This is a genomic window from Burkholderia sp. 9775_39 (genome assembly GCF_015712225.1).
GTDB classification, from domain to species: domain Bacteria; phylum Pseudomonadota; class Gammaproteobacteria; order Burkholderiales; family Burkholderiaceae; genus Burkholderia; species Burkholderia cenocepacia.
The window spans coordinates 157,604-175,400 of the sequence record NZ_JACCQC010000006.1; the positions used below are offsets into that span (position 1 = coordinate 157,604).

At 67.7% G+C, this 17,797-nt stretch carries 22 protein-coding genes and 1 tRNA gene; 10 read left to right on the forward strand and 13 right to left on the reverse strand.

Going from position 1 to position 17,797, the window contains the following annotated elements; translation table 11 throughout:
- Window positions 1-61: 61 nt before the first annotated feature.
- From H0X90_RS10560 to H0X90_RS10570, 3 genes are read right to left on the reverse strand one after another with little or no spacing between them, the layout of a single operon-like run.
- Window positions 62-358 carry a 4Fe-4S dicluster domain-containing protein gene (locus tag H0X90_RS10560; protein WP_006487655.1) on the reverse strand — a complete coding sequence of 99 codons (297 nt, stop codon included), beginning with the start codon at window positions 356-358 and terminating at the stop codon, window positions 62-64.
- Window positions 359-360: 2 nt separating this feature from the next.
- Window positions 361-669, reverse strand: a complete 309-nt coding sequence (locus tag H0X90_RS10565; protein ID WP_006487637.1) for a hypothetical protein — start codon at window positions 667-669, stop codon at window positions 361-363.
- 12 nt (window positions 670-681) lie between these two features.
- Window positions 682-1,263 carry an RNA polymerase sigma factor gene (locus H0X90_RS10570; RefSeq protein WP_006487651.1) on the reverse strand — a complete coding sequence of 194 codons (582 nt, stop codon included), beginning with the start codon at window positions 1,261-1,263 and terminating at the stop codon, window positions 682-684.
- 174 nt (window positions 1,264-1,437) lie between these two features.
- Here H0X90_RS10570 and H0X90_RS10575 point away from each other — a divergent pair.
- Both H0X90_RS10575 and H0X90_RS10580 read left to right on the forward strand, forming a co-directional pair.
- Window positions 1,438-1,514 (forward strand) — tRNA-Met (locus tag H0X90_RS10575).
- A gap of 224 nt (window positions 1,515-1,738) precedes the next feature.
- Window positions 1,739-2,071 (forward strand): hypothetical protein, encoded by a 333-nt coding sequence (locus H0X90_RS10580; RefSeq protein ID WP_077188835.1) that lies wholly within the window; start codon window positions 1,739-1,741, stop codon window positions 2,069-2,071.
- Between the two features lie 52 nt (window positions 2,072-2,123).
- Here H0X90_RS10580 and H0X90_RS10585 read toward each other — a convergent pair whose 3' ends face one another.
- Entirely contained in the window at window positions 2,124-2,864 is a 741-nt protein-coding gene (locus H0X90_RS10585) for an SDR family NAD(P)-dependent oxidoreductase (protein WP_048985630.1), read from the reverse strand.
- A 115-nt stretch (window positions 2,865-2,979) separates the two neighbouring features.
- On the opposite strand from H0X90_RS10585, the gene H0X90_RS10590 reads away from it, so the two are divergent.
- Complete coding sequence (locus H0X90_RS10590) at window positions 2,980-3,603, forward strand: TetR/AcrR family transcriptional regulator (RefSeq protein WP_006487662.1); 624 nt, start codon at window positions 2,980-2,982, stop codon at window positions 3,601-3,603.
- A 21-nt stretch (window positions 3,604-3,624) separates the two neighbouring features.
- Here H0X90_RS10590 and eco read toward each other — a convergent pair whose 3' ends face one another.
- A complete protein-coding gene (eco, locus tag H0X90_RS10595; RefSeq protein ID WP_006497142.1) occupies window positions 3,625-4,125 on the reverse strand; it encodes a serine protease inhibitor ecotin in 501 nt (166 codons plus the stop codon).
- Between the two features lie 143 nt (window positions 4,126-4,268).
- Between eco and H0X90_RS10600 the strand changes: the two genes are divergently transcribed.
- Window positions 4,269-4,595, forward strand: coding sequence for a hypothetical protein (locus H0X90_RS10600; protein ID WP_006478153.1), 327 nt, complete (start codon window positions 4,269-4,271; stop codon window positions 4,593-4,595).
- Between the two features lie 198 nt (window positions 4,596-4,793).
- Here the strand turns inward: H0X90_RS10600 and H0X90_RS10605 are convergent, their stop codons facing one another.
- On the reverse strand, window positions 4,794-5,198 hold the full coding sequence (locus tag H0X90_RS10605) for a hypothetical protein (protein ID WP_077188834.1): 405 nt from the start codon (window positions 5,196-5,198) through the stop codon (window positions 4,794-4,796).
- Between the two features lie 117 nt (window positions 5,199-5,315).
- Here H0X90_RS10605 and H0X90_RS10610 point away from each other — a divergent pair, with 117 nt between their 5' ends.
- On the forward strand, window positions 5,316-5,696 hold the full coding sequence (locus tag H0X90_RS10610) for a DUF5594 family protein (protein ID WP_006487642.1): 381 nt from the start codon (window positions 5,316-5,318) through the stop codon (window positions 5,694-5,696).
- 185 nt (window positions 5,697-5,881) lie between these two features.
- Window positions 5,882-7,249, forward strand: coding sequence for an MFS transporter (locus H0X90_RS10615; protein WP_006497144.1), 1,368 nt, complete (start codon window positions 5,882-5,884; stop codon window positions 7,247-7,249).
- Window positions 7,250-7,279: 30 nt separating this feature from the next.
- On the opposite strand, the gene H0X90_RS10620 is transcribed toward H0X90_RS10615, so the two are convergent.
- The 3 genes from H0X90_RS10620 to H0X90_RS10630 form a co-directional block, all read right to left on the reverse strand.
- Window positions 7,280-7,873 (reverse strand): AAA family ATPase, encoded by a 594-nt coding sequence (locus H0X90_RS10620; RefSeq protein ID WP_077188833.1) that lies wholly within the window; start codon window positions 7,871-7,873, stop codon window positions 7,280-7,282.
- On the reverse strand, window positions 7,866-9,287 hold the full coding sequence (otsA, locus tag H0X90_RS10625; protein WP_006497145.1) for an alpha,alpha-trehalose-phosphate synthase (UDP-forming): 1,422 nt from the start codon (window positions 9,285-9,287) through the stop codon (window positions 7,866-7,868). The genes H0X90_RS10620 and otsA overlap by 8 nt, the downstream gene beginning before the upstream one ends.
- 138 nt (window positions 9,288-9,425) lie before the next feature.
- A complete protein-coding gene (locus H0X90_RS10630) occupies window positions 9,426-9,635 on the reverse strand; it encodes a hypothetical protein (RefSeq protein ID WP_006487640.1) in 210 nt (69 codons plus the stop codon).
- A 288-nt stretch (window positions 9,636-9,923) separates the two neighbouring features.
- On the opposite strand from H0X90_RS10630, the gene H0X90_RS10635 reads away from it, so the two are divergent.
- Window positions 9,924-10,475, forward strand: a complete 552-nt coding sequence (locus tag H0X90_RS10635) for a hypothetical protein (protein ID WP_006497146.1) — start codon at window positions 9,924-9,926, stop codon at window positions 10,473-10,475.
- On the forward strand, window positions 10,472-10,966 hold the full coding sequence (locus tag H0X90_RS10640; protein ID WP_006497148.1) for a hypothetical protein: 495 nt from the start codon (window positions 10,472-10,474) through the stop codon (window positions 10,964-10,966). The genes H0X90_RS10635 and H0X90_RS10640 overlap by 4 nt, the downstream gene beginning before the upstream one ends.
- A 64-nt stretch (window positions 10,967-11,030) precedes the next feature.
- Here H0X90_RS10640 and H0X90_RS10645 read toward each other — a convergent pair whose 3' ends face one another.
- Together H0X90_RS10645 and H0X90_RS10650 are read right to left on the reverse strand one after the other, a co-directional pair.
- On the reverse strand, window positions 11,031-12,368 hold the full coding sequence (locus H0X90_RS10645; protein WP_006497149.1) for an AAA-associated domain-containing protein: 1,338 nt from the start codon (window positions 12,366-12,368) through the stop codon (window positions 11,031-11,033).
- A gap of 22 nt (window positions 12,369-12,390) precedes the next feature.
- The gene (locus tag H0X90_RS10650; protein WP_006497150.1) at window positions 12,391-14,148 is read right to left on the reverse strand and encodes an ABC transporter permease subunit; all 1,758 of its coding nucleotides are present in this window, start codon (window positions 14,146-14,148) and stop codon (window positions 12,391-12,393) included.
- Between the two features lie 502 nt (window positions 14,149-14,650).
- On the opposite strand from H0X90_RS10650, the gene H0X90_RS10655 reads away from it, so the two are divergent.
- Complete coding sequence (locus H0X90_RS10655) at window positions 14,651-14,917, forward strand: hypothetical protein (protein ID WP_011545926.1); 267 nt, start codon at window positions 14,651-14,653, stop codon at window positions 14,915-14,917.
- Between the two features lie 42 nt (window positions 14,918-14,959).
- On the opposite strand, the gene H0X90_RS10660 is transcribed toward H0X90_RS10655, so the two are convergent.
- The gene (locus H0X90_RS10660; RefSeq protein WP_006497151.1) at window positions 14,960-16,276 is read right to left on the reverse strand and encodes an ATP-binding protein; all 1,317 of its coding nucleotides are present in this window, start codon (window positions 16,274-16,276) and stop codon (window positions 14,960-14,962) included.
- Window positions 16,260-16,985 carry a response regulator gene (locus tag H0X90_RS10665; protein WP_006493394.1) on the reverse strand — a complete coding sequence of 242 codons (726 nt, stop codon included), beginning with the start codon at window positions 16,983-16,985 and terminating at the stop codon, window positions 16,260-16,262. Before H0X90_RS10665 ends, H0X90_RS10660 begins: the two co-directional genes overlap by 17 nt.
- A gap of 224 nt (window positions 16,986-17,209) precedes the next feature.
- Between H0X90_RS10665 and H0X90_RS10670 the strand changes: the two genes are divergently transcribed.
- Window positions 17,210-17,764, forward strand: a complete 555-nt coding sequence (locus H0X90_RS10670; protein ID WP_058901693.1) for a periplasmic heavy metal sensor — start codon at window positions 17,210-17,212, stop codon at window positions 17,762-17,764.
- The last annotated feature ends 33 nt before the right edge of the window (window positions 17,765-17,797 follow it).

Below are 17,797 nucleotides of genomic sequence, written 5' to 3' on the forward strand. Positions count from 1 at the left end.
ACTGCTATCCGCCATCAGGCCTGCGGCGCTACCGCTCCATCATCGGCGAGCACGGGCGACGCTATGCCCTTCTCGCGAGCGTGATCGCGCGCTCGGGACACGCCGTCACGCAAAGCCCGCATGACCGACAGGCTTGCGCATTCGGCGTGTACGCGACCTTCATTCCATGCACGCGCAGCTTCAAGCGATGCATCAGACCGAGGTCGAGATAATCGGCCTCGTCGATGCGCCGGACCTCGAACACGTTTTCGGGGCAAACGGTGACGCAATCGCCCTTGCCTTCGCAACGCTTCAGATCGACGACCGGCGCAATCACGCCCGCCTTCTGCTTGCAGTCGGCCGCTGATTTCTCGCGCATGGTCACTCCTCGGTGGGCCGCTTGCCGCGCGACCGCCATGCGGCCCGGAACTGCTCGCGCTCTTCCGGCGTCATGGCTTCCCACTTGCGCCAGTGGCGCCGGCCGTGCCAGCCGCGGTGTCCGCGGAATCCGCCGAACAGGATGCGGCTCAACACGAGCAGGCCCAGCGCATGAGCGAAGTCGATCGTCCGGGCGCCAACGAATAGCGCCGGCATCACCCAGTTCCACAACATCATCACGACCCCACCGAGCACGCCGATGGCCACCACCACGAGCAGCGCCTTGCCCGCACATCTGATTCGAAAATTCATCCGTCGACTCCTCTAGATATCCAGTTCGTCGTAAATGGGTTGCAGTCGAGCACGCAGATGCAGGACCGCGTAGCGTTTGCGCGCGAGCAGCGTATTGAGCGTGACACCGCTTTGCGCGGCCATCTCCTTGAAGGACTGTCCTTCCAGCTCGTGCGCGATGAAAACCTCGCGCTGATTCGCCGGCAACTCGTCGAGCGCATCCTGCAACGCCTTGAGCAACAGCGTGCGAGCGTAGAGCGCCTCGGGGCCGGCATCGTGCGCCGGCAGCGCCAGATCCAGGCGATACTCGCTGTCCGCTTCGTCGTCGGCATCGAGCAGATCGGTCAGCGGTTGCTCCTTCTTCTTGCGAAAACGATCGATGATGCGGTTGCGCGCGGTACGGAACAGCCACGCGCTCGCCTGTTCGATTGGCGCGGGAAGTCGATAGGCCTGTACGAATTCGTGAAGCACATCCTGCAGAACGTCCTCGGCATCGTCCGGGTCGCGGATCCGGCGCCGAATGAAATTCCCTAGCCTCGTTCGTTCACGCATCACAGTCGCAGTGATGTCGCGGTCTGGGTCGGTCATCGTTTGCGAAGTGGGTGGCGGTTCCATGCGTCTGAAGACGTTTCAGGCGCGCGAATATTGTGGCGAGCGTGAAAAATTTTCGGTTGTACGCGTCGGCTTCACTGCGCTGCAGTCGTTTCAAGGAACAGGCCCGATATGGCATCAGCCCGTCGTCGCAGGAATCGATTGACTCCCCGCATCAACCCGAAGTACACTTCGCGCCGCGGGGTGGAGCAGTCTGGCAGCTCGTCGGGCTCATAACCCGAAGGTCGTAGGTTCAAATCCTACCCCCGCAACCAAATGCCGAAGCCCGCTTTGCGAAAGCAAGCGGGCTTTTTGCTGTCCGGCGGTCCGGGGATGTGGCTTGCACGTGCAGCGCAACTAAGGCATACGAACGGCGATGCAATCGCGCGTTCACCACGACGTGCGACGCGTAATCGCACCTCGTCCATTCGCCGCAGCCATGCAGCGAACATTGCGTAGAATTCCGAACATTCTTCGGTTCAGCACACGGACTTCTCGAATGATTCGAACGATCGCGGCACTCGCCGCGCTTTCGGCGATGACCGCCATGGCCAACGCCGCCGACACCGGCACGGCCCCCACCAAGCAACGCTACGTCAGCCCGGGCATCGCCAACGTCACTGCCTCGGCAGCCCCGCGCCCGGAAAGCACCGCCTCCGACGCCCGCTGTCGGGAACTGGCCGCCGGCATCGACGCGGTCACGCACTCACCGGACCGCGGCCAGAAGGTCGTGCGCGGGATGGGCCCGGACGGCAAGCCACGCAACGAACTGCGCGCCTACGACAAACGGGCCGATCTGGAAGCCGAGCACCAGCGCCTCGGCTGCCAGTAACGAACAACGCCGCACACACCCCGCCCCTGCCAATCCGCGCCGGGCAGCGGCCTTACGCGTTCGCGCCGCCGTCGATCGTCAATCCGGTCCCGTTGATCGACCGCCCTTCCGGTCCGACGACGAACGCCACGAGCGCGGCCACGTCGTCGGCCTTGCCGTACTGCTGAATCGCCATCCGCGAACGCTGCGCATCGGCATGCGCGCCATCGGCCGGGTTCATGTCGGTATCGGTCGACCCCGGATGCACGATGTTGACCGTGATGCCGCGCGGGCCGAGATCGCGCGCGAGCCCCTGCGTCCAGCCGATCAGCGCGGCCTTGCTCGCCGCATAGAGGCTCATCCCCGCATCGGGCACGCGCGTCGCGAGGCAACTGCCGGTCGACACGATGCGCCCGCCCTCGCCAAGATGCCGCGCCGCAGCCTGCGACGCGACGATCACCGCGCGCACGTTCACGTTCAGCGTCGCGTCGATGTCGTCGAGCGTGAGGTCGTCGAGCGATCCGGCCCGGAAAATCCCCGCGTTGTTGACGAGGATGTCGAGTCCGCCGAATGCCTCCGCGGCACGATCGACCGCGTTGCGCACGGCGACCGGATCGGCGCTGTCGGCCTGGATCGCGATGGCGCGCCGGCCCAGCGCCTCGATGCCGGCGACCACGGCCTGCGCCCGCTCGGCCGATTTTTCATACGTGATCGCGACGTCCGCGCCGTCGGCCGCCAGCCGTTTCGCGATCGCCGCGCCGATGCCGCGGCTGCCGCCCGTGACGAGTGCACGCTTGCCCTGAAGTCGGTTCATGTCGGTTCCTTTCCTCATTTATGTAACGACCGACACAGAATGTGGCAAGTTGCGTCGCACAGTCAATTGATTTATTTTATCGATCGATACAGATATCGACGAAGGAACGGACGCAATGGCTGAACGAGGCCGACCGAGAAGCTTCGACAAGGAAGCGGCGCTGGATCGCGCGATGGAGGTGTTCTGGCGTCTCGGCTACGAAGGAGCGTCGATGACGGACCTGACGACCGCGATGGGCATCGCGTCGCCGAGCCTGTATGCGGCCTTCGGCAGCAAGGAAGCGTTGTTCCGGCAAGCGCTCGAGCATTACGGCGCAACCGAGGGGCGGGAAATCTGGGGGGGCGTCGAACGGGCAGCCAGTGCGCACGACGCCGTGCAGCGCTACCTGATGGATACCGCGCGCGTGTTCACGCGGCGCTCGAAGCCGGCCGGCTGCCTGATCGTGCTGTCGGCGCTGCATCCGGCCGAACGTTCCGATACGGTCCGGCAAACGTTGATCGCGATGCGCGAGCACACGGTCGACGCGCTGCGGGAGCGGCTCGCGCAAGGCGTCGCGACCGGCGAAATATCCGCGCACGCGAATCTCGACGCGATCGCCCGCTACTACGTGACGGTTCAGCAGGGCATGTCGATTCAGGCGCGCGACGGCGCGAGCCGCCGCGATCTGGAGGCCATCGCGCAGGCCGCGCTGGCCGCCTGGCCGGCGCTCGTCGGCACGAGCGGCGCGGCCGGTGCGTAGCGCCAGGACGCCGCCGAAAGGTTACTGCTTCGCAGCTTGCTGCACGTCCTTCGACGCATGCCACACGCGATAGCGCACGTCGAAGCCGTCCGGCACATAGACGACGAGCGGCAGGCGGCTGTTGTAGCGCAGCAGTTGGCCGTCACCGCGCACCTGCACGAAGCGTTGCTGCGGCGCCTGGCCCGGGCATGCCATCAGCGTCGATGCCGGCCCTTTCACGTCGGTGAGCCGGTAATACGTGTAGCCCCAGCCCTTCACGTCCTCGGCGGTCAGCTCGCCGCCGAACCACTGCTGGTTGCAGTCGGTCTGCAGCGTCTTGCCGATCATCAGCTCGACGCGCGCATCGCCCTCGTTCTCGAGCGCGGGCAGCGCGATCACGACGCGCTGCTGGCCGGCCGCGGCCTGCGGGAACATCTTGATCGACTCCGCCGGCACGGCGGGCGCGGAGGCCGGCGCGGCCACGCAGGCGGCGGCCGTCGTCACGCAGAAAGCGGCCAGCGCGGCCCGGATCGCGAATTTCATCGATGTGCTCCTGAAAAACAAATGAGCCCCGGATGCTAACACTTTCGTCGCAAGACCTTACGAGCCTGTAATTTGGCGACACAATTGCAAACAGCCGGCAATCCCCGGGCGCGGTACTTATAGCGCAACCAACGGAGAACATCATGCTGAAGCTCATTGCTGCCGCCGGCGTCGCCACCCTGCTGGCCGGCTGCGTCGTCGCCCCGGACGCCGGATACGGCTACGGGCAGCCCTACTATTCCGATCCCGGCTACGCGTACGCGCCGTCCCCCGTGTACGGCACGGTCAATATCTGGGGCGGTGGCGGCGGACGCGACTGGGATCGCGGCCGGCGTGACTATCATCACTGGGACGGCGATCGCGGCAACCGCGGCAACGGCTGGTGGCGCGGCGGCGGACGCCGCGGCGACTGGAACGAAGGCGGCGGTGGCGGACACGGTCGCGGCGACGGCGGCGGGCATCGCCACTGACGCGCAATTGCAACCGTTTGTATCCACGCACGGCACGCCGATGGCCGGCGGCGCGCCATGCAGGCGTACGGACGACCACACAAAAGACGAAGGCCCTCGCATCGAGCGAGGGCCTTTCGTCGTCCGGCGCGGCGAAACGATCGTCGGTGGGTGCCGGCCGACCGGCACCCACCCCGCGCGCACGCCGCGCGCCGGCGCTTACCAGCCGGCCGGCTGCACGTAGCCACCCTGCTGCACCGGCGCCCCGCAGACGTACGCACGCTGGTAGCGGTCGTAGCAATAGTTCGGACCGTCGTCCTGGTACTGCGCCTGCTGATAGGTCGGGTAGGCCTGCTGCTGGTACGCGGGCGCCTGATAGTACGTCGGCGGCTGATAGGCCGGCACCTGGTACGCGGGTGCCTGATAGGCGACGGGCGGATTCATCGCCGACGTCACGATCGCGCCCAGCACCGCGCCGCCGATCAATGCGCCGATGACGGCGCCGCCGTCGCGGCCATGCGCGGACGCCGGCCCCGCCACCGCGAGCGAACCGGCAAGGACACACACTGCGGCAATCTTTTTCATGATGGACTCCCACGCGAAGTGGTACTGGATGCGAAGCATTGTGGCGGTGCGCGGCCGTAATAGATGCAGCAAGTGGTAACGCGCGATTACCGGTATCGCATCCGCCGAAACGCGGCGTCGCCGTGCTACGATTTTCGGCATACAGGAGACGCCTTCATGCAGCCCGAAACCGCCCGCCGTTTCGATACCGAATTCGCGCCGCGCATCGCGCAGGCGATCGCCGCGTTCTTCGCCGATCACGTGCAGACCGACGTCGTCCCCTACGGCGGGCACGGGCACCCGACGCGCGTGCAGATCCGCAGCGCGCCGCACGAGCACGTGAGCGGCTTCGTGCATCCGTTGAATCTCGAACTGACGTGGGACTCCGACGAGATCGAGCGGCTGATGGAACCCGACGGCCCGCAGCGCTTCGAGCACTACCTGGCCGCACTGCCGAGAAAGCTGGGCGCGTGGCAGGGCGCGCGCGACATCGATCTCGCGTCGCGCACGCAGGCCGACCCGCTCGTGCGGCTCGGCGGTCTCGACTTCGAAGGCTGAATGCGCGCGCCAATCGGCGGGCGCGCGGCTCGGCGTCGCGCGATGCGGCCCGGTGATACACTCGACCGGCCCCGTTCCGGTGCCGCCATGCCGGCCGGGCCGTTCATCGCCGCCTGCGCCCCCGCACATGGTTGCGCACGCAACCGGCAAGCGGGCACGCGGACAACCACGCTCTCGCTCCCGTCATGAACGCCGATACCGGCCTGCCGCTTCCGCAACGCTACTGGGCGATCGTCTGCGTCGCCCTGGGCATCACGCTCGCCGTGCTCGACGGCGCCATCGCGAACGTCGCATTGCCGACCATCGCGCGCGACCTGCACGCATCCGACGCCGCGTCGATCTGGATCGTCAACGCATACCAGCTCGCGGTCACGATCACGCTGCTGCCGCTCGCGTCGCTCGGCGAGCGCATCGGCTACCGCCGCATCTACATCGCCGGGCTCGCGCTGTTCACCGCGGCGTCGCTCGGCTGCGCGCTGGCCGGCTCGCTGCCTATGCTGGCCGTGATGCGCGTGATCCAGGGGTTCGGCGCGGCCGGCATCATGAGCGTCAACGCGGCGCTCGTGCGGATGATCTACCCGTCGTCGTTGCTCGGGCGCGGGCTGTCGATCAACGCGATGGTGGTCGCGCTGTCGTCGGCGATCGGGCCGACGGTCGCGTCCGCGATCCTGTCGTTCGCGTCATGGCCGTGGCTCTTCGCGGTCAACGTGCCGATCGGCATCGCGGCCGTGCTCGGCAGCCTGCGCGCGCTGCCGGCCAATCCGCTGCACGACGCGCCGTACGACTTCCCGAGCGCGCTGATGAACGCGTGCGTGTTCGGCCTGCTGATCACGGCCGTCGACGGGCTCGGTCACGGCGAAGGTCATGCGTACGTCGCGGCTGAACTGGCCGTCGCATTCGTGGTCGGCTACTTCTTCGTGAAGCGTCAGTTGTCGCAGCCGGCGCCGCTCCTGCCGGTCGACCTGATGCGCATCCCGATGTTCGCGCTGTCGGTCTACACGTCGACGGCGTCGTTCACGTCGCAGATGCTCGCGTTCGTCGCGCTGCCGTTCTGGCTGCAGCATTCGCTCGGTTTCTCGCAGGTCGAAACCGGCCTTTACATGACACCGTGGCCACTCGTGATCGTGTTCGCCGCGCCGCTCGCAGGCGTGCTGTCGGACCGCTATTCGGCCGGCATTCTCGGCGGGATCGGGCTTGCACTGTTCGCCGCCGGCCTGCTGTCGCTCGCGACGATCGGCGCGCACCCGGGCACGGTCGACATCGTGTGGCGGATGGCGCTGTGCGGCGCGGGCTTCGGGCTGTTCCAGTCGCCGAACAACCGCGCGATGCTGTCGTCGGCGCCGCGCGAGCGCAGTGGCGGCGCCGGCGGCATGCTGAGCACCGCGCGCCTGACGGGCCAGACGCTCGGCGCCGCGCTCGTCGCGCTGATTTTCGGGCTCGCGCCCGACCGCGGGCCGACGATCGCCCTCTATGTCGCCACGGTGTTCGCGGCGGTGGCCGCGGTCGTCAGCCTGCTGCGCATCGCATCGCCGCGGCCGGACACGGCGGCCTGACACCATCGCGCGCCGTACGCGCGGCGGGCGTCAGGCGGCGTCGAGCGTGTCCATCACGAAGCGCACGCGCGCCTTCACGCTCACACGCGGCAATTCGATCAGCCGATAGCCATACGACGTATAGCAATCGACCATCGCGTCATAGGTCCGCACCGCTTCCGCGAAATCCTGCCGGCGCTCGGTGTCCTGCGCATAGATGTCGGGCCATGGCGGCGCGATGAACACGCGCCGGTGATAGCGGAACCGCCGCGCCGCGGCTTCCGCGTGCGCGGGCACCATCAACCCGGTCAGCTTCAGGTAACCGATCACGTCCGGCACGCCGCGATCGAAGAACACCGGTCCGCGCGCCTGCCGCGCGAGATGGTAGGACCGCATCTCCCAGCTCAGCATCAGCTCCGCGAACGCTGCCGGGTCGCGCCACGGCAGCGCTTGGCCATCGACGGCCATCTGGTCGCGGATCACGCCGCGCCCGGCTTCCTGCGAACGTGCGTAGCCGGCACGTTCGAGCGCATCGAGCAGCGTGCTCTTGCCCGAACCCGGCCCGCCCGTCACGACGAAGAAACGGCCGGCGGGATCGTCGGCCACTTCGTCGTCGCTATCGGCACCGGGCGCGCTCTCACGCATGCGCCACCCGCCGGCCCGCGCGCCGCGTGACCGACGCCGCCGCCGCGACACTGCGCAAATCGGCGACGAACGTGTCGCGCCAGACCGACAGGTCGTTCTCGCGCAGCCGCGCGAGGTTCTCCTCGTGACGCGCCTGCCGCTCCGCGAGCGGCATCGACAGCGCGCGTTCGAGCGCCTCGGCCATCTGCGACAGGTCGTACGGATTGACGAGCAGCGCGCCGGTCAGCTCGGCCGCCGCGCCCGCGAACTCCGACAGTACGAGCACGCCCGGATCGGCCGGATCCTGCGACGCGACGTATTCCTTCGCGACGAGATTCATCCCGTCGCGCAGCGGCGTCACGTAGCCGACCTGCGACATCCGGAAGAACGCCATCAGCAGGTTGCGCTCGTACTTGCGGTTCAGGTACTGGATCGGCGTCCAGTCGAGTTGCGAGAAGCGGCCGTTGATGCGGCCGGCCTCGCCTTCGAGCGTTTCGCGGATGTGCTGATAGGTCTGCACGTCGGAACGTGTCGGCGGCGCGATCTGCAGGAGCGACACGCGCCCCTGCCAGCCCGGTGCATTCGCGAGCATCCGCTCGAACGACTGGAAGCGTTCGACGAGCCCCTTCGAGTAATCGAGGCGATCGACGCTCATTACCAGCTTGCGGTCGCCCAGCGCCTCGCGCAGCATCTTCACCGGCTTGCGCGTGCCATACTGAACGGCCGCCTGCGCGATCGCGTCGGGATGCACGCCGATCGGATAGGCGGCGACCTTCACGACACGGCCATGCGCATGCAGCATCCCGTCGTCGCTCGCCGCGCCGATGCCGCGCCGCTCGATGTAGTCGGTGAAGGCCTGCTTGTCGGCTTCGGTCTGGAAGCCCGCGACGTCGTACGCGCACATGAACTTCACGAGTTCCTCGTGCGGCGGCACGAGGCGCAGCATGTCGGGCGACGGAAACGGGATGTGCAGGAAGAAGCCGATCGGGTTCTTCACGCCGAGCTCGCGCAGGCAGTGCGCGAACGGCAGCAGGTGATAGTCGTGCACCCAGATCAGGTCGTCCGGACGCAGCAGCGCGGCGAGCTGCTTCGCGAGCATCGCGTTCACGCGCAGATAACCGGCGTACTCCTGCCGATCGAAGCGCGCGAGATCGCCGCGGTAGTGGAACACCGGCCACAGCGTCGCGTTCGAGAAGCCGCGGTAGTACTGGTCGTAGTCGCGCCGGGTCAACCCGACCGTCGCATACGTCACGTTGCCGTCCCGCTGGATCGCGGGCTCGGCATCGGGCGCGCCGACGATCTCGCCGTTCCAGCCGAACCAGACGCCGCCCGTTTCCCGCAGCGCGTCCATCACGCCGACAGCCAGGCCGCCCGCGCTCGGGCGCGTATCCTCGCCGGCGGCGACACGATTCGATACCACGATCAATCTGCTCATGCGACTTCCCCTCCTCGATTCGATTGGCTGGCGCGCGACGCACGCCAAAGCAGGCGCGGCGGCCCGAAGGCGGCCGCGCGGCGACTCAGTTCCGAGAATTGCAATGAAATACGGCGGTGGAATGCGGCGACGACCGTATCAAGCGTCCTGCTCCTGACCGAGGTCGCGTTGATAGTCGAGCCCTTCCGGGCGAGCACCACCCTGGTTGTGATCGCCGTCCGACGGCGTCTCGTCCGGCGCGCCCGCGGGCGGTGCCGATGGCGCGTCGGTCTGCGGACGCGAGCGGTCTTCCGGATGGCTGGCCGCCGCGTCAGGCGGCCGGTGTGACAACCGTTTCGAACGGCGCATGGCTGGGTGTCTCATGTGCGGCGCGGCTCGAGGCCGTCGTAGAAACATTCCATAGCAAAACAGTCTAGGTCGCTTCGTCGCACCCAAAGGTAACAATTACCTTCAATTTGTAACGTTTCGACCCTGCTCCGATCATCTATCCGACAATAACGCCGCCCGCGCGCACGCGGCCTGCCGCTCGTCGATTTGTCAAAGCTTTGCAGTTTTCCTATGACAATTGCGAAACAATGACGCGGCATCAGGGCGTGCATGCGTCGCCGCTCACCCAGACAGGACTTGCACTCAGGGATGAACATTCGTTTCGAATCGCCGCGCCGGGCCACGCCGGCGCGCGTCGTGCTGGCCGTGATCGCCACGGCCGCACTGCTGTCCGGCTGCAATTCGTTGTACAGCGAAGGCGCGACAGCCGGCGCCGGTATCGCGGGCGCCGCGATCGCTTCCAAGGTCACCAACAACGCCGCCGTCGCGACCGGCATCGGTCTCGGCGCCGTTGCCGGCGCGCGGGCTGGCGTCCAGTACACGCAACGCGTCGCGCACCGCTACACGCAGGAGCAGATCGCGAAGGCAGCCGGCCCGCTCGACGTCGGCGGCGTCGCGCCGTGGTCGACGCACCATTCGTTCCCGATCGAGGACGACGAGCAGGGCCGCGTGACGGTCAGCCGGATGATCAGCATCGGTCCGCTCGACTGCAAGGAAATCGTGTTCGCGGTCGACACGCCGGCGAAGGCCGACAAGGCCGCGCAATCGGCGTTCTACGTCGCCACCATCTGCCGCGACGGGCCCGTATGGAAATGGGCATCGGCCGAACCGGCGACCGAACGCTGGGGCGCGCTGCAATGAGCGTCGCGATCCGTATCGCGGCGATCGGCGCGCTGTGCGCGGCGACGGTCGCGCTGTCGGGCTGCGGGTCGGTCGGCGCGGCGAGCGGCGCGCTGGCCGGCGCGGCGACGGGCCTCGTCACCGCGAACCCGGCAGTGGGCGTCGGCGTCGGGATCGCCGTGCAGGCGGCGACCGACGAAGCCGTCAACCGCACGATGAAGCAGCTCCATCAGAACCAGCAGGACGCGATCGCGAAGACGGCCGGCAGTCTCGCCGTCGGCGAAGTGAAGCCGTGGAAGGTGAAGAACACGTTGCCGCTGGAGAACGGCGAAGGCGAAGTGCGCGTCACGCGCGCGTACGCGTCGGCGCTCGCGCTGTGCAAGGAATTCGCGTTCTCGGTGAAGGACGGCGACAAGGCCGACTGGTATTTCGCGAATGCGTGCCAGCAAGGCACGCACTGGAAGTGGGCGTCGGCGGAACCGGCCGTTGATCGGTGGGGGAGTTTGCAGTAACGGTGCGGTGCGCCGCGCCCGTGGCGTTCTGCGCCGCGCGGTTATACCGAGCGCCCCACCCGCATCAGGACTCGACGTCCTCGAGGCTGAAGATTTCGGTCTGGTCGTTGTACGAGAAGATCTCGCCGTAACGGCCCCAGTCGATCACCGCGTCGAGCGTTTCCTCGGCCGCGCCGTCCGACAGGAAGTCCTCGAGTTCCTGCTCGAAGCGCACGCGCGGCGCGCGGTGCCCCGGACGCTCGTTCAGCACCTTCTTGATCCGCGCGGCGAGCGGCACGTGCTTCAGCAGGTGATCCGCGAACATCAGCTTGCGCTCCTGCGTACCGAATTCCGCGAACACGCGCCCCGGCGGCGTCAGGAACACGTCACCTTCGCGCACGTCCGCGAAGCCGAGGTACTGCAGCACTTCCGCGATCGGGAACAGGTCGTCGACCTCGAGGTGCAGCGTGCGGGCGATTTCCGGCATGTCGGCGCGACCATGGTACGGCGCCATCGCGAGCGTCTCGATCAGGCCGGCCATCAGGTTGGTCGACACCTGCGGCAGCCAGCTGCCGAGCTCGAGTCCCTTCTTCGTCGCTTCGCCGGTCTGGCGTGCGGTCATCTTCGCGTAGATGTCGTCGACGAGCTTGCGGAACGCGGGGTCCAGACGATTGCGCGGATGCTTGAACGGCACCTTGATTTCGGCGATCACGCGCCCCGGATTCGACGACAGCACGAGAATCCGGTCGCACATGAACACCGCTTCCTCGATGTTGTGCGTGACGATCAGCACCGACTTGATCGGCATCCGGCCTTGCGTCCACAGATCGAGCAGATCGGTACGCAGCGTTTCGGCCGTCAGCACGTCGAGTGCGGAGAACGGCTCGTCCATCAGCAGGATCGTCGGGTCGACGACGAGCGCGCGCGCAAAACCGACGCGCTGGCGCATCCCGCCCGACAGCTCGCGCGGATACGCGTTCTCGAAACCGTCGAGACCGATCAGGTCGATCGCGGCGAGCGCACGCTCGCGCCGCTCGCGTGCACCGACGCCGAGCGCTTCCAGCCCGGCTTCCACGTTCTGCAACACGGTCAGCCACGGGAACAGCGCGAAGGTCTGGAACACCATCGCGACGCCTTCGGCCGGGCCGCGCAGCGGCTGGCCGAGGTAGGTCACTTCGCCGCCGGTCGGCTCGATCAGGCCGGCGATGATGCGCAACAGCGTCGATTTGCCCGAGCCCGAGCGGCCCAGCAGGCCGACGATCTCGCCTTCGCGCAGCGACAGGTTCGCGTCGTCGAGCACGAGCAGCTCGCCCTGCGTCTTGTTGAAGCCGCGGCAGACATGATCGACGCGCAGGATTTCTTCACCGAGGCGCGGGGGCTGGGACGTCTGGACGGGGGCGTTTACAGCATTCGGATTGTGCATCGCGTTTCGCTCTCAATCGGTCTCAGTCGAGCCGCAGCTTCGCTTCGGCGAAGGCATACAGCGGGCGCCACAGCAGGCGGTTGAACAGGGTGACGAACAGGGACATCACGGCGATGCCCAGGATGATCTTCGGAAAATCGCCGGCGGCGGTGGTCTGCGCGATGTAGGCGCCGAGGCCGTGCGCCTCGATCTTGGTGCTGCCCCACTGCACGGCTTCCGACACGATGCTCGCGTTCCACGCGCCGCCCGAGGCGGTGATCGCGCCCGTCACGTAGTACGGGAAGATGCCGGGCAGGATCGCCTGGCGCCACCACTGCCAGCCGCGGATGCGGAAGTTGGTCGCCGCTTCGCGATAGTCGTTCGGGTAGGACGTTGCACCGGCGATCACGTTGAACAGGATATACCACTGCGTGCCGAGCACGATCAGCGGCGACAGCCAGATGTCCGCGTTCAGGTGGAAGCGCGCGATCACGATCACGAACACCGGGAACAGCAGGTTGGCCGGGAACGCGGCGAGGAACTGCGCGAGCGGTTGCAGCTTCTCGGCCAGCTTCGGGCGCAGCCCGACCCACACGCCGATCGGCACCCAGATCACCGACGCGATCGAGATCAGCACGACCACGCGCAGCAGCGTGATGAGGCCGAGCACCAGCACGTGGCCAACCTCGGCCATCGTCACGCCGGTCGCGACGAAGCTGACGACGCGCCACACGATGTAGGCCGTGCCGATCAGCACGAGCCCGGCCCATGCGATGTCGACCGTGCGCGACGCCTTCTTCTCGACTTTCGGCAGCGTGAAACGCATCGCGCCCGACAGCGGCAGGCGCAGCGGGATCCGCGCGGCCTTCGCGAAGAACCAGCCGGCCGGCACGAGCAACTGATGGATCAGCCGCGTGCGGCGCACGAGGTCGAGCAGCCACGACTGCGGCGCATCGCCCGACGCGGTGTTCTCCATCCGGAACTTGTCGGCCCACGCGATGAGCGGGCGGAACAGGAACTGGTCATACGCGAGGATCACGACCGTCATCGTCAGGATCACCCAGCCGATCGCGCCGAAGTTCTTGTCGGAGATGGCCTGCGCGAGATACGCGCCGATGCCCGGCAGCGTGATCGTCTGGTTGCCGACGGTGATCGCCTCCGACGCGACGACGAAGAACCAGCCGCCCGACATCGACATCATCATGTTCCAGATCAGGCCCGGCATCGAAAACGGCACTTCGAGCTTCCAGAAGCGCTGCCAGGACGTCAGGTGGAAGCCGCGCGACACTTCGTCCAGGTCGCGCGGCACCGTGCGCAGCGACTGGTAGAAGCTGAACGTCATGTTCCACGCCTGGCTCGTGAAGATCGCGAAGATCGCGGCCAGCTCGGCGCCGAGCACGCGGCTCGGGAACAGCGCGAGGAAGAACGTGACCGTAAACGAGATGAAGCCGAGCACCGGCACCGACTGCAGGATGTCGAGGATCGGGATCAGCACCATGCCCGCGCGGCGGCTCTTGGCCGCGAGCGTGCCGTAGACGAGCGTGAACGCGAGCGATGCGACCATCGCGGCGAGCATCCGCAGCGTGGTGCGCAGCGCGTATTCGGGCAGGTTCGACGGATCGAGCGAGATCTTCTGCGTCTGCAGCACGCCGATCGGCGCCATCGTTTCGTGAAAGCCGACCACCGCCATCGCGATCAGGCAGATGATCAGCGGAAATGCGATGAAGTCCCACCGGTTCGGCAACACGCGCCACGCGGATGCGTTGGCGGTCCGGTTCGGATTGAAGAATCCGACGTTCATCAGGCGCCCTCCCCGGTAAGGCCGAACGAAGCCGGCAGTCGATGTTGATTCATGGCAAAGCGCACGGGCGCGGTAATTCGATTGACTGGCGATCTCGCGCACGCGGCGCGCCGTGCGCGCATGCGCTGCCGCGGCCGGGCGAGTCGGGCCGCGACGGCACGACACTACACCAACCTGTATTTCAGGTACAACCGTCCGGGGACGGCGCAGGCAGCGCATGGATCGTGCCCGGCGCGTGGGCGGATGGCGGGCGCGCGGTACGGAACAGCCCGGCCGCAGTCCTGCGGCCGGCACGCAGGCCCGAATTATGCCGTGATCCGGCCCGGCCGTGAACCCGCCCGCCGCACGCGGGCACAAACCGTGTCCGGCATCAGCAGCCGGATACGACGAAGCAGGTATGATCGGGGCTAGCCCCCGGGTTCGTGTCGGCGGTGCCGCTGCCATGCGCACGCGCCCTCTGTATACAGGCCCCGGGCATCGACCGACGAGCGGGAGGAAGGGAATGGCAGGAAACTTGGTGATCGTCTGTCGCGATCAGGATGCCGACGCGTTCTATGAACTCATGCAGGAGTACGGGTCGTTCCAGACGCGGCTGTCGTCTACGGCGTGGTACCTGAACATGAACGTCGTGCCGGAATCGCTGCAGGAGGAAATCCTGGAGCGCCTCGGCCGGTATACGACCGTCTATATCTTCGAGGCCACCACGGTGACCTACAACACGATCGACAGCAACGCGGCCGAGACGCTCGGCACGCTGTTCGGCGAATGACGCCGCGCGGCGCCTGCCCGGCCGGGCGGGCGCCGCGGCCGCTCAGGCGGCCTCGGCGTGGGGTTCGTCCTTCGGCACGGCCTCGAACGGAAACGTCATCGATACCCGCAGGCCGCCTTCGGGGCGATTGCCGATGTCGCACGCGCCCCCCAGCCTGAGCACCAGCCGCTCGACGATCGCGAGCCCGAGCCCGCTGTGCCCGTTCCCGCCGCGTGCCGGGTCGAGCCGCACGAACGGCCGCGTGGCGGCCGCGAGGTCGCGCGGTGCGATGCCGCCGCCGCTGTCGCTGACCGACAACACGTAGCCGGTCGGCGCGCGCGCCGTCTCGACGAGCACCGGCGGCGCGCCGTACGCATGCGCGTTGTCCAGCAGGTTCGACAGGATCCGGTCGAGCGTCGCCGTCGGCAGCCGGAAGCCGGGATCGGCCTCCAGCCGCGTCTGGACCGCCGGCGCGTTCGGCGCGACCGCACGATAGCTGCGCGCGATCCGCTCGCACGCCTGGTCGACCGGCACCGGCTCGCTGCGGTCGGCGCCGCCATGCGCAAACACCAGGAACTGGTCGACGATGTGCGACATCGAGTCGACGTCGCGCACGACGCCGTCGCGCAGCCGTGCGTCGTCCATCATTTCCGCGCGCAGGCGCATCCGCGCAAGCGGCGTGCGCAGGTCGTGCGCGACGCCGGCCAGCATCACCGCGCGATCGCTTTCGGCCTGCGACACCTGTTCCACCATCTGGTTGAAGCCGTGCGTGAGCTGGCGCAGCTCGCGCGGGCCGCGTTCGCGCAGCGGCGGCACCGGCTGCCCGCGGCCGAAACGCGCGACCGCACGTGCGAGCGAGCGCAGCGGCTGCTGCAACTGCCAGGCCGCGAACAGCGCGGCGATCACGCCGGCCGAGAAGATCGTGCCGAGCCACAGCAGCATCCGGTCGAGCGAGCGCGGCGGCCGCAGCGGCTGCACCGGCACCACGATCCAGTTGCGGTCGGCCGGCTCCTTCACCCACAGCACCGGCGGATGGCCGGGCGTACCGATCTCGACCTGCGTGCCGGGCGGCATGCGCTCGCTCACGTCGTCGCGGAATCGCTTCAGCGGCGGCGGCAGGCCCGAATCGCCGCCCTTCGGCACATCGGGGCTGTCGGGCGCCACGAGCCGCACGCGCGACGGCAACGGCTGGTCGGGCGTGCGCTCGACGTGCTGGCGCACCGCATCGACGAGGAACGCGGCCTCCTCGACCGCATAACGCGTCTGCATCTGGTTGCGCTCGAGCCGCATCGCGAAGAACCACGCGAAGTGCGACAGGAGCAGGACACCGACGACGAGCAGCGCCAGCCGCCCGAACAGCGAATCAATGGGTTTGCGCATGAGCCTCGCCGTCGGGCACGAACACGTAGCCGCGCCCGCGGACCGTCTGGATGAAGCGCGGCGTCGACGGATCCGTTTCGAGGATGCGGCGCAGGCGCCACACCTGGACGTCGATGCCGCGGTCGGTGCCGTCGTACTCGGGCCCGTGCAGCAGCTCGAGCAGCCGCTCGCGCGTGAGCGTGCGCAGCGCATGGTTCACGAAGATCTTCAGCAGCGCGAATTCGCTGCTCGACAGCGTGGCCGGCTTGCCGTCGACCGACAGCGTGCGCGCCTGGAAGTCGAGCAGGAAGCGGCCGAACGCGAACGGCTCGCGCTGCTCGGGCGCGGCCGCCGACGGCGTCGCGCGGCGGCGGCGCAGCACGGCCTGCACGCGTGCGAGCAACTCGCGCGGGTTGAACGGCTTGCCGAGGTAGTCGTCCGCACCGAGCTCGAGCCCGACGATGCGGTCGACGTCGTCCGCCCGCGCGGTCAGCATGATCACGGGGATGTCGTCGCCGGCCGCGCGCAACTGGCGCAGCGCGGTCAGGCCGTCCACGCCCGGCATCATCAGGTCCAGCACGATCAGGTCGGGCCGCTCGCGCTCGAGGCGCTTCTCGAGCGTCGCCGCGTCGTGCAGCACGGACACTTCCATCCCCTGGCGCACGAGATAGTCGCGCAGCAGGTCTCGGAGTTCTTGGTCGTCGTCGACGATGAGGATCTGGGTAGTCATGGCTCGAAGTTTACCGCGCGAGGGCGGAGTCGAAGAACGAAACAAAGGGACGAAAGGGTTACTGCGGGTTACCGCGCAAGGGAACTGTAATGCTCGGTAACCGGGCCGCCACCCCGCGTAACACCCGCCGGGGCCTGCATCGCTAACCTGCGTCTTACCGGATGCGGCACCCGACTTTCCCGGCGCCGCATCGCCGGACCCTTTGGATACAAGGAGTTTCTGAAATGTATAAGAAGACTTCCCGCGTGGCCATCGCGGCCGCCACCGTGCTCGCTCTCGCATTCGGCACCGCGCATGCCGCGCCGCCCGACGACATGCCGCCGCCGGGCGGCCCCGGCATGCACCGGATGCACGGCGGGCACGAAGGCGGCCCGTTCGGCGCGATCATGAAACTGCACGACCAGCTGAAGCTCAACGCGTCGCAGGAACAGCAGTGGCAGGCGGCCGTCAACACGATGAAGCAGAACCGTGACGCGATGCGCAAGAGCCACGAGCAGATGCGCGAGCAGTTCAAGGCACAGCAGAACCAGCCGATCCTGGACCTGAGCGCGATGCATTCGGCGCGCCAGCAGGCCGAGCAGCAGAACGCGCAACTGCGCGAGCAGACGTCCGCCGCGTGGCTCACGTTCTACAACGGGCTGAACGACTCGCAGAAGACGATGGTCAGCACGGCGCTCAAGCAGCAGTTCGCGAAGATGGAACAGCGCCACGAGAAGATGAAGGAGCGCTGGGAACAGCACCGCGCGGCCGCCAAGGGCGCATCGGCGCCGGCGCAGTAAGCCGGCGGGCCGCTCCCGCAGCGGCCTCGAACG

Coding starts and splice junctions, on each gene's coding strand:
- H0X90_RS10560 (WP_006487655.1), bottom strand. CDS start 358: ATGCGCGAGAAATCAGCGGCCGACTGCAAGCAGAAGGCGGGCGTGATT.
- H0X90_RS10565 (WP_006487637.1), bottom strand. CDS start 669: ATGAATTTTCGAATCAGATGTGCGGGCAAGGCGCTGCTCGTGGTGGTG.
- H0X90_RS10570 (WP_006487651.1), bottom strand. CDS start 1,263: ATGGAACCGCCACCCACTTCGCAAACGATGACCGACCCAGACCGCGAC.
- H0X90_RS10580 (WP_077188835.1), top strand. CDS start 1,739: ATGATTCGAACGATCGCGGCACTCGCCGCGCTTTCGGCGATGACCGCC.
- H0X90_RS10585 (WP_048985630.1), bottom strand. CDS start 2,864: ATGAACCGACTTCAGGGCAAGCGTGCACTCGTCACGGGCGGCAGCCGC.
- H0X90_RS10590 (WP_006487662.1), top strand. CDS start 2,980: ATGGCTGAACGAGGCCGACCGAGAAGCTTCGACAAGGAAGCGGCGCTG.
- eco (WP_006497142.1), bottom strand. CDS start 4,125: ATGAAATTCGCGATCCGGGCCGCGCTGGCCGCTTTCTGCGTGACGACG.
- H0X90_RS10600 (WP_006478153.1), top strand. CDS start 4,269: ATGCTGAAGCTCATTGCTGCCGCCGGCGTCGCCACCCTGCTGGCCGGC.
- H0X90_RS10605 (WP_077188834.1), bottom strand. CDS start 5,198: ATGCTTCGCATCCAGTACCACTTCGCGTGGGAGTCCATCATGAAAAAG.
- H0X90_RS10610 (WP_006487642.1), top strand. CDS start 5,316: ATGCAGCCCGAAACCGCCCGCCGTTTCGATACCGAATTCGCGCCGCGC.
- H0X90_RS10615 (WP_006497144.1), top strand. CDS start 5,882: ATGAACGCCGATACCGGCCTGCCGCTTCCGCAACGCTACTGGGCGATC.
- H0X90_RS10620 (WP_077188833.1), bottom strand. CDS start 7,873: ATGCGTGAGAGCGCGCCCGGTGCCGATAGCGACGACGAAGTGGCCGAC.
- otsA (WP_006497145.1), bottom strand. CDS start 9,287: ATGAGCAGATTGATCGTGGTATCGAATCGTGTCGCCGCCGGCGAGGAT.
- H0X90_RS10630 (WP_006487640.1), bottom strand. CDS start 9,635: ATGCGCCGTTCGAAACGGTTGTCACACCGGCCGCCTGACGCGGCGGCC.
- H0X90_RS10635 (WP_006497146.1), top strand. CDS start 9,924: ATGAACATTCGTTTCGAATCGCCGCGCCGGGCCACGCCGGCGCGCGTC.
- H0X90_RS10640 (WP_006497148.1), top strand. CDS start 10,472: ATGAGCGTCGCGATCCGTATCGCGGCGATCGGCGCGCTGTGCGCGGCG.
- H0X90_RS10645 (WP_006497149.1), bottom strand. CDS start 12,368: ATGCACAATCCGAATGCTGTAAACGCCCCCGTCCAGACGTCCCAGCCC.
- H0X90_RS10650 (WP_006497150.1), bottom strand. CDS start 14,148: ATGAACGTCGGATTCTTCAATCCGAACCGGACCGCCAACGCATCCGCG.
- H0X90_RS10655 (WP_011545926.1), top strand. CDS start 14,651: ATGGCAGGAAACTTGGTGATCGTCTGTCGCGATCAGGATGCCGACGCG.
- H0X90_RS10660 (WP_006497151.1), bottom strand. CDS start 16,276: ATGCGCAAACCCATTGATTCGCTGTTCGGGCGGCTGGCGCTGCTCGTC.
- H0X90_RS10665 (WP_006493394.1), bottom strand. CDS start 16,985: ATGACTACCCAGATCCTCATCGTCGACGACGACCAAGAACTCCGAGAC.
- H0X90_RS10670 (WP_058901693.1), top strand. CDS start 17,210: ATGTATAAGAAGACTTCCCGCGTGGCCATCGCGGCCGCCACCGTGCTC.